Origin of the sequence: Pseudoalteromonas sp. UBA6610, from assembly GCF_002433295.1 — a bacterium.
GTDB lineage: Bacteria > Pseudomonadota > Gammaproteobacteria > Enterobacterales > Alteromonadaceae > Pseudoalteromonas > Pseudoalteromonas atlantica.
On sequence record NZ_DJHW01000057.1, the window covers coordinates 20,718 to 32,616 of the forward strand.

Here is an 11,899-nt window from a genome sequence, read left to right on the forward strand (position 1 = left end):
TAGGCTCCTAAATGCACACTTAATCAGTGTTGGTTAAGCGTGGGAATATGATGATGGATAATTAAAGCCACGCAGGCTAAGGCTTACAGGGCAACAAGTCAACCTTGTAGTTGCCTAGTGTTATGTGGTAAAAACTTCCCTGACTTCTTTTTGTATAATTTAGGTAGTATATGCACGCATTGATTGAATACATCCCGCTAATATTATTTTTTGCGGTATTTAAATTAGTTGATATTTACTGGGCAACAGGCCTTTTAATGGTCACTACGCTTATTCAAGTTGCTTATAGCTACTTTAAGCACGGCCATGTACCTGCCCGCCAATGGCTATTTTTTGCTATTGCAGCGGTGTTTGGCACATTAACCTTAGTACTCCACGATGAGCAGTATATAAAATGGAAAGCCACGTTAATTTACGCCGGCCTAAGCCTTACCTTATTAATTAGCCGCTACGTGCTGAATAAAAATCTTGTTAAAAAAGCCCTTAGCTCAATCCTCGAAAACGCCAACGACTCTAAACAGGCGATTGAAGTACCTGAGCCGGTGTGGAATAAGCTTAACTTAATGTGGGTTGCCATTACCGCAGGTATTGCAGTGCTCAATATTTACATTGCGTATAATTTCTCACTCGATTTTTGGGTTAACTTTAAAGTGTTTGGCTTAATGGCCATTACCTTTGTGAGTATTTTAATCACTATTTTTGCTTTGTATAAATACTTCCCAGATGAAGAAGAACCCGCAAAGTAAAGCACCTTCGTCATAAAAATGTCGTCTTTGCTTGATAGCGTGTAAAAAAAATCAATCAGAGACGACCTTGAACGCCAATCAATACCGCTGGTTTGAATTTACCCTAATATTTGTTTTATTGCCTTTAATAGGCTTTACCCTTCGTAGTTACCTAGCTAACTGGTTAATACCCGCACTGATTGTTTTAATGAGTGTGTGCTGCATGTTATTACTGAACGACCCTCACTTTAAGCGATTTAGACTCACAAGCCTGGGGCAGTTTTCTGCAGTAAAGCGCCGTTTATTTAGTTTCTTTTTTTTAGGAGCGCTTTTTTCAGGCGTGTTTTACGGCATTATTCACCAAGAAAATTGGTTTAGTATGCCGCTGCACTCATTTTATAACTGGTTACTTTTACTGCTTCTATACCCGCTGCTGTCGGTATTACCACAAGAGCTAATTTTCAGAACCTACTTTTTTCATCGCTATAAACGCATTATGCCCAAAAAAAGAGTGCGTATAGTGGTAAGCGCAACGGTGTTTGCCCTTGCCCATATTGTGTATGCCAATTGGGTGGCTGTAGGCTTAGCATTTTTAGGCGGGCTATTATTTTCGTTTACCTACGCGCAAAGCCGCTCAACCATAGTGTGTGTAATTGAGCATAGCTTATGGGGATTGTGGATGTTTACACTGGGGATTGGCAGTTCATTAGACTCAGGAGCTATCAGCTAATAAGCTAAGCCGCTATATTAAACACAAAAAAGCCGCGTTAATACGCGGCTTTTGGCAACTTTTTTATAGCCTAAAAACCAAATAACTTAAAGGCAAAAAACTTAGTCGCTACTGTGTTTATAAATATGGCTAATAAAATAACCGGAATAAACGTAGAAAGCGAAAAGTTAACGTATTTCTCCATAAAGCTACCGGCGTAATTTGGTGAGCCTTGGCTTAGCTCATCTGTTAGGCGCGCTCTTTTCCAGCGGTACATAACAAATAAACACACCATTAAACCATTCAGTGGCAATATAGTGTCGTAAAATACATCATAAACAATATCAAAAAAGCTTTTATTACCGCTGCCGTAACTAGTAAACGACGTTAGGCTATCAACCATACCAAACGACATAGTACATAATATAGTTAGCACACCGGTGGCTAGCGTTAAAATACCTAAGGCTTTTTTACGGCTGATCCCTTTGCGGTCGCTAAGGGTCGCTGTAGGTACTTCTACAATTGATACAAGCGAAGTAATCGCTGCAAAAAACACTAATAAAAAGAACGAAAACGCTACTGCAGACGCGCCAAAGTAACCAATATCATTTTGTAGTGCTAATAAAATTTTAGGTAAGTATACAAATATCATCGATACAGACGAGTCAGAAAGTGCGGCTGGGTCGGTATTTGGATCAAAACTAAATATTGCCGGTAACACCATTAAACCGGCAACAAATGCCACTAATGAGTCGGTAATAGCTACCATTTTAGCACTGCCAACAATGTCATCTTTTTTAGATATGTAAGAGGCGTACGTCATTAAAATACCCATACCAAGCGATAGTGAGAAAAACGCTTGGCTTAGTGCACCATTAAGCACGCTGGCGCTCATTTTAGAAAAATCAGGAATAACATAATATTTAACACCAGCCATGGCGTTATCAAGCGTTAATACATACGCTACAAGGGCAAGCAACATAACAAATAAAGCCGGCATTAAAAACTTAGCGGCTTTTTCTATGCCTTGTTTAACCCCACCCAATAAAATAAGGTTAACAATAATAACGACCACTGCCATGTAGCCAAAAACAGTGTAGCTATTTATAAAGCTGCCAAAATGGCTCGGATCTGCCAATGCATCTAAATTACCCATGGCGGTTTGGCTTAAGTAACCAAAAATCCACACGGTAATAACCATGTAAAATACGGCAATCATAAACGGCGTTAATACAGCCAAAAAGCCTGCAAACTTCCATTTTTTGTCGTTATTTGCCAGCGCTTTGTACGAACCAAGTGGATCTTTTTGCGCGTTACGACCCATGGCCATTTCAGCCATCATTACTGGTAAACAAATAAAAGCAACAAACAAAGCGTATACAAGTAAAAATGCACCACCACCATTTTTAGTTGCCGACACAGGAAAACCTACTAAGTTGCCAATACCCACTGCCGAACCTGCTGCAGCCAGTATAAAGCCAAGACGGGAGCTAAAATGCTCTCTATTATTGCTCATGTATTAACCTTGTTATTTTTAAGTTATTCAAGCGACTCTACCAGTGTTGTGCCGCGCTTTTCAAGCAATTACACACTAAAAATAATTAATAACTGTAAACCTAGCTTTAACGGTAATTTGTTCACCAACTATCAACGTTGTGCTAGTATTTGCGTTATTAAACTTAACATTTTTTTGAGAATTACTATGTTGTACATGATTTATTCAACCGACGTTGAAAACAGCTTACCGCTTAGAAAAGAAGTCCGTCCCGCCCACTTAGCACGTTTAAGCGAACTTGACTCTCAAAACCGTTTATTTGTTGCCGGCCCACTGCCTGCAATCGACAGTGAAGACCCGCAAGATGCTGGATTTACAGGTTCATTAGTCATTGCTGAATTTGATTCACTTGAAAAAGCACGTGAATGGGCAGCATCAGATCCATACGTTGCAGCCGGCGTTTACGCAAACACCGTTGTAAAACCATATAAAAAAGTATTACCAGCGTAACGAACACCCTGAATTTAAAACGCTATTTAATTCAGGGTTGGTTCACTGCTAATTAATTAAGCTGGCGAACGTAAAAGCGCATATTGGACGTTTTTACTTGAGTTTTAGTAGCTTAGTTAATTAGAATAGCTGGGTTTGATCTAGGAGTTCCCGTCATGCGTGTATTATTAACCCTTGGTTTAATTGCCTGTATTAGCGTCAGTGGCGCCGTACACGCAAGTACGACTGTTACCAAAGCAGTTAAAAAAACTGAGATCAGCAAAAAGAAAGCCGTAATACTTGCAAAAGAAGAAACTGACGGTAAAACCTTAAAAATTACAGAACAAGCAAAATTTTATACTGTACGTATACTCAAATCTGACGGCCACGTCGTTGATTTACATATAAATAAAAAAACCGGCGAAGTGAAAAAGGATTAGCAAATGCGAATTTTAGTTATAGAAGATGATTTACACTTAGCAGACAACCTACGTAATGCTTTAGAGAAAGAACGTTACAGTGTTGATTTATGTCACGATGGCGAAGCTGGCCTATTCCATATTACAGAGTACCCGCTAGATATGGCGGTGGTTGATTTAGGCTTACCAAAAATTGACGGTATTGAGCTAATCAATAAAGCACGTGCACAAGGCGTGACAATCCCTATTTTAATCTTAACGGCGCGCGACCGCTGGCAAGACAAAGTTGAAGGCCTAGATGCAGGTGCCGACGACTACTTAACCAAGCCGTTTCATGTTGAAGAATTAATTGCGCGTTGTAACGCACTTATTCGCCGCAGTGCTGGTAAAGCAAACCCTGAAATGACAGCGGGTCCAATTAAAATTCATACTCGCTCACAACAAGTTTGGGTTAACGACAAAGAACTTAGCCTTACTGCTTATGAGTACAAAGTACTTGAGTATTTAATGGTTAACCCGCAAAAAGTAATTTCTAAATCAGAACTTACTGAGCACATTTACGACCAAGATTTCGATCTTGATTCTAACGTTATCGAAGTATTTGTACTTCGTCTGCGTAAAAAATTAGACCCTGAAGGCACATTAAACCCAGTAGAAACACTACGTGGGCGTGGTTACAGGCTTAAAAGTCAGTGGTAGCATCGCAAATATCGCTTAAAATAAGGCAAGGATTTATCCTTGTCTTTGTTTTATTGGTGGCACTGCCTATTTTGTTTTACTCGATTGGTAAAGCGTATTACGCCTCATTAGTCGAAACCACCGAAAAAAATCTAGAAGCCCACTTATACTCCCTTATTTCTGAAGTCGACTTTACTGAGCGCGGCATTATTATGCCCAGCACAATTTTAACGCCTGAGCTAAATAACTTAAATTCAGATACCTACGCCATGATTTACCGCGATGATGTACCTGTTTGGCACTCAGAGTCGGCAGTAAACGTAAACTTTAAACCCGAGTACATAGAGCCTAAAGCCGGTGCGGCCGACTTTAGACGTGTGGTTTACAACAATGCGGTTTACTGGCAATTAAGCCTAACGGTCATTTTAAATAATATTGACCAATCTGAGCAGGCACGTTTTATATTACTCAAACGAAACGATGCATTGCTAAGATTAATGGATGGCTTTAAACAAACCCTAGTCGATTGGATGTTTATAATGGGTATTGCGATTGCCGGTTTAATGGCAATTGGATTTATTTGGAGCGGCCGGCCGTTACAACGTCTTGATAAAGAAATAAAAGCCATTGAGTCGGGCGATATTCAAGAAATTAAAGGCTTATACCCTGTAGAACTGCAAACAATTAAATCAGACCTAAACTTATTACTAGAGTCGCAGCAACGTCAAAAAGAGCGCTACAGAGCGTCTTTAAGTGACCTAGCGCATGCATTAAAAACGCCCCTTGCGGTATTAAAATCAAGCCCGCTTGCTAATGATGCCGATGCCCAAGAGCAACTTGATAGAATAAATGTGATGATCGAGCATCAGTTAAAGCGTGCAGCTACTGGCGCCTCAGATACATGGAAAAAACAAACCCCAGTTAAACCTGTGGTTGATTCTATTTTAAGTGCAATGGCCAAGGTATACCGCGATAAAGACATTATATTTAATTGCACCGTGACCGATAAAGATTACTTTTTAGGTGACCAAACAGATTTAATGGAATTACTGGGTAATTTAATTGATAACGCCTGTAAAGCGTGTCGCTCGCAAGTAGAAATACAGGTCATTCAAAGTAAAACACTGTGCATAGGCATTAGTGACGATGGACCCGGTGTACCCGAGGATAAACGCGAGTCCTTATTAACCCGTGGTACCCGCCTTGATACTTACGAAAGCGGACACGGTGTTGGTATGGCGATAGTCTCTGATTTGGTTAAATCTTATAACGGTCACTTAACGATTAATAAGTCGGACACCTTGGGCGGCGCACAATTTATTTTAGAGTTTAATTACAATGATAAAAAATAGCCTTTTAATCACACTTGCGAGCCTATTAGCACTAAGTGCTAATGTCAGTGCGCAAGCACAGTGTACGCTTGAGCAAAACGCAACGCCAAGCCAAACTAAACGCTATACGCAGTGTTTAGACACCCAAATAAATCAGGCTAAATACAATCAGGGTACTTGGGTTCAAAAACGTAAATATGAACTCACTAAATTAGAAGAGCAAAGCGGAAACACGCAAATCCTCATGTTGTTTAAGCGCAGCGTCGACAACCACCAAAAGTATATTGAAGCAAGCTGCCAATGGCGCTACATATTAAAACTGCCAAATGCCAGCCAAGCCGCTATTGATTACAAATTATGTGAACTTGCACTTATTGAACAGTTTACTCAAGTGCTTAAAAAGCCACTTTAAACGGGGATTAACCCCTATAAAAAAAGCGATTAATACTGTGTATTAATCGCTTTTTTTGTATCAATTATTTAATTAAATACGCAATTTTAAGCTTTGAAAACCAATTGATATTATTTATCGTCTATCGACTCACCAGTACCTAGTAGCGTGGCAACCCAGCGCCCTTCATCACTTGCCTCTAGGGCTATTTTAACAATCATGGTAAGCGGTACCGATAGCAACATGCCTACAGTGCCTAATAACCAACCCCAAAATATTAACGACAAAAACACCACCAAGGTAGAAAGCCCAAGCCCTTTACCCATAAATTTAGGCTCTACAATGTTACCCATTACCGTATTAATAATTAAATACCCTGCACCTACAAGCCCGGCTGTTAATGGTCCTTGTGTGATCAGTGCTAACAATACGGCTGGTACTGCGGCAATAATAGAACCTATATTAGGAATATAATTAAACATAAATGCCAACACGCCCCACAGCACAAAGTAGTCAACATCTAAAATCCATAAATAAAATGCTGCAATAATACCGGTGGCTAAACTCACTAATGTTTTAATTGCTAAATACGAATTAATAGAAACCAAAAAGCGGTCAATTTGCTCCATTTTTCTGTCTGGGTCGGCAAGTGCCATATGAATTTTTTTGCTTAATGCTGGCCCTTCAAAAAGCATAAACACCACAGTTAAAATTATTAAAAACATGTTTGCCATTACGCCACCTAAGCCGGTAAGCATATTCGTGGCTACATCGACCATTTTACCTGGGTCAAACATAGAGAGAATTTGATCTCTATCGATTAAGATATTGTATTGCGATGCAAGATCGACCAGCCACACAAACTCTTCTTGTAACTGGGCTTTATATTCAGGAAGTTGCTGAGAAAAGTCGTTAACTGATTGTCCTACAAGGCCGCCTAAGCTTACACCTAAGCCCACAATGATAAGCACCACGATAACAACAGAAACCCCTTTAGGGATCCGATAGCGACCAAAAAATGTGATCAGCGGGTTGCATACAATGGCAATAAACGCCGCCAAAATAAAGGGAATAATAATAACACTTGCGGCCTTAATACCGGCTAATACAACCACCAGGGCTGCAAATATTATTAAGCTTTTATTTACGCCAGTTAAACTTGCCAACGCGCCAATCCTTTTCTTATGAAATTCGCTTTAGTGTAAGGCAAAAACTAATTAAATGAAATATTTACAAAGTGATCGTTGTTTTTTAGTTAACGTAATAATTTGCATTAAGATAGTTTAAATAGTATACATTTTAAACAAATCGTACACTTAAAATTGGTAAGATTTTTATGCATATTTTTTTTACAGGCGCTACAGGCCTAATAGGTAAACACTTAACGCCTTTTTTGCTCCATCATCATAAAGTAACCGTACTGAGCCGAAATAAAACCAAAGCCCATGTATTGCTTGGTCATAATATTGATGTAGTAAGCAGCGTTGATGAGGTTAATTTTAACCATGTTGATACTGTGATTAATTTAGCCGGCGAACCTATCGTTAACAAACGCTGGACGCAGACACAAAAACAAACAATTAGAAACAGCAGAATAAACCTTACCACGCAAATCAGCGATGCTATTTTAAATTGCAGCACGCCCCCTGCTACATTTATATCTGGCAGTGCCATTGGCTATTATGGCCGCCAAGGCGATATCCCGGTAGATGAGGACACCGACGATGTAAATGATGAATTTAGCCATCAGTTATGCAAAGAGTGGGAGCATGCGGCACTAAAAGCGCAAAGTGATAAAACACGGGTGTGTTTATTACGCACGGGAATTGTACTTAGCAAAAACGGCGGCGCTTTAAGTAAAATGCTTCCTGCGTTTAAATTTTTTGCAGGTGGCCCTATTGGAAATGGGGAGCAAGGTATGTCGTGGATTCATATTGATGACATGATTCAACTGATTTTATTTATTATAAAACACACGTCGCTTTGCGGGCCAATTAATGCTACTGCACCCGCCCCGGTTAGCAATAAAGCGTTTAGCAAAAGTTTAGGTAAAGCATTGTCTCGCCCTGCGGCCCTAACCATGCCAAGCCCTGTGTTAAAAGTGTTAATGGGTGAAATGTCTGATTTGCTCACTACTGGGCAATATGTAATACCCAAAAAAGCGTTAGCGCATAATTACCGTTTTCATTTTACGGATATAGATTCGGCTCTGAGAAGTTTAATAAAGTAGGTGTATTCAGCATAGATACACCTACTAAAGGTTATAAAAATACTACTTTAAGCTAGGTTACTGTAATTAATATAAGCTTTAGTATCTAGTCTCCATTAAAATAGTCGTTTTATAATAAAAGAACCTTTCTATGCTGCACTTACCAACCGTTATAAGCCTTTCTTTTATTTTAAACCTTATAATTGGGCTGTATTTTATCTCTATTTATCAATATAAAAAACAAACTAGTTTTTTATATTTTGGCCTAGCTTGTACCACCTTTACATTCGCCATACTATGCGCAAGCTTACGCGTGATCATTGCATGGCCGTTTATTACCCATTACTTTGCCAGTTTATTTATTATTGCTTGCCCACTTTTTTTAATTATGGGATTAAAAGCACTCAGTCCTTTAAATAAAAGCATATGCAGGCAAGTTAGCTATTTACTCATCGTGGCTGCGGTTTTTTTGCTCGTAGTTTACAACACCGCTGTTGAGCAAATATTGGTTAGTTTAACTGTGGCAGGGTTATTTTTGTATGCCTCGTATATTGTTTTAAGCACCCGCTTTATAGCAAAATTACAGCAACGTATGCTATTGCTTTGCCTATTACTGCATGCACTCGTTATGCTAATACAGGGAGTTTTATTACTGTTGCCGTTTTTTACCGCGCTCAACTTTAATTTTGCCCCTGTTTTGCAATTTACTTTGGCTATACACTTAATACTTGCCACTAGCGCCGCCCTATTGCTGCCTTTTTTAGTGTTTGCCAATACAGAGCATACGCTCAACTCCCTTGCTAATCGCGACCCATTAACCCAGCTATTAAATAAACGCGGTTTAAATGCAGTGGCTAATACGTTATTTAATAAAAATAATGCCGAGCATCCCCTTAGCATTATTATGGTCGATATAGACTTTTTTAAGCGCGTTAACGATGAATACGGACACGATGCAGGTGATGAGGCAATTAAATGGGTTTCGCAGCATATTGCAGCGCTTTTTTCTAACAGCGCAGTTACCGCGCGTGTTGGCGGCGAAGAGTTTGCAATTTTACTTAGCCACTGCACTTTAAATGAGGCACAGTGCGCGGCAAACACCCTCAGAAAAAACATTAAAAACAAGCCCTTTAGCTATTACGGCAACACTATTTATTTAAGAATAAGCGCTGGAGTGGCGTGCAGCGATACTCAAACAAGCTCTTTTAAATCGCTACTTAGTGCGGCAGATAAGCGCTTGTATATTGCTAAAACCACAGGACGCGACAAAGTTATATATGAATCTGCACAAAACCCTTTTATAAATAACAAACCGGTTTGCACATTAAAAAAGCCCTTCAATTGAAGGGCTTTGACATACACACTAAAACAAAATGATTACTGACATTTAAGCCCAGCAGAGTCTGCCTTATTAGGCACAAACTGAATGTTTGCTACCGACACTGAGGTTTTACTGCTTGCATGTAAACTAAACGGGCTTGTAAGGCTTGCAAAGTCTACGCCTTGGTTAGCAAAACAACGTAAGTCTACCGACACCGACTGCCATTTATTTTTGATTGATTGATCAACCATTTTACTCAAGGCAATCGCACCACCACACTCACCTGAACAAGTCATAGCAAGGTTTACGTCATCGGTTAGTGGCTCATTGAGTTTAATATCAAAACTAATAACGCCATTAGCCTCTAAATACGTAATGGTATCTTCTGCAAAGCTTGTGACTATTTCAGCACTTGCCTTTTGCTCGCCACTAAAATTAAATTGGCGCGCGTCTTCTTGAACTGTTTTATCCTCAGTACGGTATTTAAGTGCACCTAGTTGATGAGTACTGCTTGATACATCTAATAGCTCATCGCCAGATTTAAGTAATAAACGCCACGGAGCAACTGGTGCGCCAACTAAAATATCCATACTAGTGAGTGCTGAGTTATCTAATTTAGAGTCTTCGTCTAAATTATCAGCCAATACATTTTTATCGCCATAAGTTAAACCAAAGCCGTACGGTAATAATGGGCTGTAATCTTCATCGCCTTTATTAACCGTTGCTTGTACTGCTGTTTTAGGCCATGAAAACGAAAGCTTGCCGCTAAAGTCATGTTGAATACTGCCATCTTTACCTTTTAAAATAACATCGGCAATACCGCCGCCCTCTGTACCTGGCAGCCATGCTGCTACAAATGCATCTGAGGCATTTAATTCACTGTTAACCCACATAGGGCGACCCGAAATAAATACCGATACAACCGTAATACCCTGCTCTTTTAACGACTTTAATAACGCGAGCGATTTTTTATTACCACGCTCAAATTCAAGGTTATCTCTATCGCCATGGCCTTCTGCATAAGGCTCTTCACCAAATACCACAACGGCTACATCTGGGCGCTCATCATATGAGCCATCCACACTTAAAATGGCACGACCACCCGCCTCAGTAATTTGTTTTTCAAGACCTGCATAAATAGACGTGGCACCAGGAAAATCAGCATTTTTGTTATTAGTCCCTTGCCAAGTAATACTCCAACCACCCGACTGCTTACCTATGTTATCGGCTCCATCGCCGGCAATAAGTACAGTTTGGTTTGCATCAAGAGGCAAAATATTGTTTTTGTTTTTAAGTAAAACAAGTGATTCGCGTACTGCTTGACGCGCAACTTCGCGGTGCTGCTGCGCACCAATTAGCTCAGTTTTACCCGAAAACTGACGCTTAGCTGGGCTTGGTTTATCAAATAAACCGGCACGCAATTTAACGCGTAAAATTCTACTTACTGCATCATCAATGCGCGACATGCTGATTTCGCCAGCTTTGACTTGCGCTATGGTGTTTTCGTACAGCGGCTTCCAAGCGCCCGTTGGCACCATAAAAATATCAAGCCCCGCGTTAACAGCCTGTGCACAGCTTTCGTTTGTACAGCCTTCAATTTGACCGTGGCCGTTCCAATCACCTACAACAAAACCATCAAAGCCCATGCGGGTTTTAAGCACATCGGTTAACAGGTATTTATTGCCGTGGTTTTTAACCCCATGCCAGCTATTAAACGATGCCATAACCGACTGACTTCCCGCCGATAAGCCGCCTACATAACCTTGGGCATGTATATCAAACAAATCTTGCTCACTGTCGATATTATTACCTTGGTCATCGCCATCGACTGTGCCGCCATCACCTAAAAAGTGCTTAACGGTGCTAATAACACGCTTATCACTTAAAAAGTCGCCATCGGCCTTGCCCTGTAAACCATTTACAATTGCAGCTGAATAATCGCGTACAATGCGAGGGTCTTCTGAATAACCTTCATAGGTTCTGCCCCAGCGGTCGTCACGCACAACTGCCACTGTAGGTGCAAATACCCAATCAATACCCGTTGCCATTACTTCAACCGCAGTGATAGCTGCTATTTGCTCAATCAATGCAGGGTTGTTTGCCGCACCTAAACCAATATTATGCGGAAATAA

Annotated in this window: 12 protein-coding genes; 9 read left to right on the plus strand and 3 right to left on the minus strand. The window is 40.2% G+C overall.

What is annotated here, in order from left to right:
- Positions 1-170 precede the first annotated feature (170 nt).
- Both B4F91_RS07375 and B4F91_RS07380 read left to right on the plus strand, forming a co-directional pair.
- Positions 171-746, plus strand: coding sequence for an inner membrane-spanning protein YciB (locus B4F91_RS07375; RefSeq protein ID WP_004586799.1), 576 nt, complete (start codon positions 171-173; stop codon positions 744-746).
- Between the two features lie 67 nt (positions 747-813).
- Positions 814-1,455: a CPBP family intramembrane glutamic endopeptidase gene (locus B4F91_RS07380; protein ID WP_024033448.1), complete on the plus strand. Its 642-nt coding sequence runs from the start codon at positions 814-816 to the stop codon at positions 1,453-1,455.
- Between the two features lie 70 nt (positions 1,456-1,525).
- Here B4F91_RS07380 and B4F91_RS07385 read toward each other — a convergent pair whose 3' ends face one another.
- Complete coding sequence (locus tag B4F91_RS07385; protein ID WP_286937627.1) at positions 1,526-2,950, minus strand: sodium-dependent transporter; 1,425 nt, start codon at positions 2,948-2,950, stop codon at positions 1,526-1,528.
- Between the two features lie 186 nt (positions 2,951-3,136).
- On the opposite strand from B4F91_RS07385, the gene B4F91_RS07390 reads away from it, so the two are divergent.
- From B4F91_RS07390 to B4F91_RS07410, 5 genes are all read left to right on the plus strand, one after another.
- A complete protein-coding gene (locus tag B4F91_RS07390) occupies positions 3,137-3,439 on the plus strand; it encodes a YciI family protein (protein ID WP_054982640.1) in 303 nt (100 codons plus the stop codon).
- A gap of 155 nt (positions 3,440-3,594) precedes the next feature.
- Positions 3,595-3,858 (plus strand): PepSY domain-containing protein, encoded by a 264-nt coding sequence (locus tag B4F91_RS07395; protein WP_121637587.1) that lies wholly within the window; start codon positions 3,595-3,597, stop codon positions 3,856-3,858.
- Positions 3,859-3,861: 3 nt separating this feature from the next.
- A complete protein-coding gene (locus tag B4F91_RS07400) occupies positions 3,862-4,536 on the plus strand; it encodes a response regulator transcription factor (RefSeq protein WP_004586804.1) in 675 nt (224 codons plus the stop codon).
- A complete protein-coding gene (locus B4F91_RS07405) occupies positions 4,530-5,867 on the plus strand; it encodes an ATP-binding protein (protein ID WP_004586805.1) in 1,338 nt (445 codons plus the stop codon). The genes B4F91_RS07400 and B4F91_RS07405 overlap by 7 nt, the downstream gene beginning before the upstream one ends.
- Complete coding sequence (locus B4F91_RS07410) at positions 5,854-6,258, plus strand: hypothetical protein (RefSeq protein ID WP_029772701.1); 405 nt, start codon at positions 5,854-5,856, stop codon at positions 6,256-6,258. Before B4F91_RS07405 ends, B4F91_RS07410 begins: the two co-directional genes overlap by 14 nt.
- A gap of 110 nt (positions 6,259-6,368) precedes the next feature.
- Here B4F91_RS07410 and B4F91_RS07415 read toward each other — a convergent pair whose 3' ends face one another.
- The gene (locus B4F91_RS07415; RefSeq protein ID WP_024033443.1) at positions 6,369-7,403 is read right to left on the minus strand and encodes an AI-2E family transporter; all 1,035 of its coding nucleotides are present in this window, start codon (positions 7,401-7,403) and stop codon (positions 6,369-6,371) included.
- Positions 7,404-7,573: 170 nt separating this feature from the next.
- On the opposite strand from B4F91_RS07415, the gene B4F91_RS07420 reads away from it, so the two are divergent.
- Positions 7,574-8,467 (plus strand): TIGR01777 family oxidoreductase, encoded by an 894-nt coding sequence (locus B4F91_RS07420; protein WP_286937623.1) that lies wholly within the window; start codon positions 7,574-7,576, stop codon positions 8,465-8,467.
- Positions 8,468-8,597: 130 nt separating this feature from the next.
- The gene (locus B4F91_RS07425) at positions 8,598-9,791 is read left to right on the plus strand and encodes a GGDEF domain-containing protein (protein ID WP_288635513.1); all 1,194 of its coding nucleotides are present in this window, start codon (positions 8,598-8,600) and stop codon (positions 9,789-9,791) included.
- Positions 9,792-9,823: 32 nt separating this feature from the next.
- Here B4F91_RS07425 and B4F91_RS07430 read toward each other — a convergent pair.
- Positions 9,824-11,899: glycoside hydrolase family 3 protein (locus tag B4F91_RS07430; protein ID WP_288635514.1), on the minus strand; the 2,076-nt coding region annotated here is incomplete at its 5' end.

What these genes read in the sequence shown, in the direction of transcription:
- B4F91_RS07390 (WP_054982640.1), top strand. Translation starts at nt 3,137, where the DNA reads ATGTTGTACATGATTTATTCAACCGACGTTGAAAACAGCTTACCGCTT.
- B4F91_RS07425 (WP_288635513.1), top strand. Translation starts at nt 8,598, where the DNA reads ATGCTGCACTTACCAACCGTTATAAGCCTTTCTTTTATTTTAAACCTT.
- B4F91_RS07400 (WP_004586804.1), top strand. Translation starts at nt 3,862, where the DNA reads ATGCGAATTTTAGTTATAGAAGATGATTTACACTTAGCAGACAACCTA.
- B4F91_RS07395 (WP_121637587.1), top strand. Translation starts at nt 3,595, where the DNA reads ATGCGTGTATTATTAACCCTTGGTTTAATTGCCTGTATTAGCGTCAGT.
- B4F91_RS07375 (WP_004586799.1), top strand. Translation starts at nt 171, where the DNA reads ATGCACGCATTGATTGAATACATCCCGCTAATATTATTTTTTGCGGTA.
- B4F91_RS07410 (WP_029772701.1), top strand. Translation starts at nt 5,854, where the DNA reads ATGATAAAAAATAGCCTTTTAATCACACTTGCGAGCCTATTAGCACTA.
- B4F91_RS07420 (WP_286937623.1), top strand. Translation starts at nt 7,574, where the DNA reads ATGCATATTTTTTTTACAGGCGCTACAGGCCTAATAGGTAAACACTTA.
- B4F91_RS07385 (WP_286937627.1), bottom strand. Translation starts at nt 2,950, where the DNA reads ATGAGCAATAATAGAGAGCATTTTAGCTCCCGTCTTGGCTTTATACTG.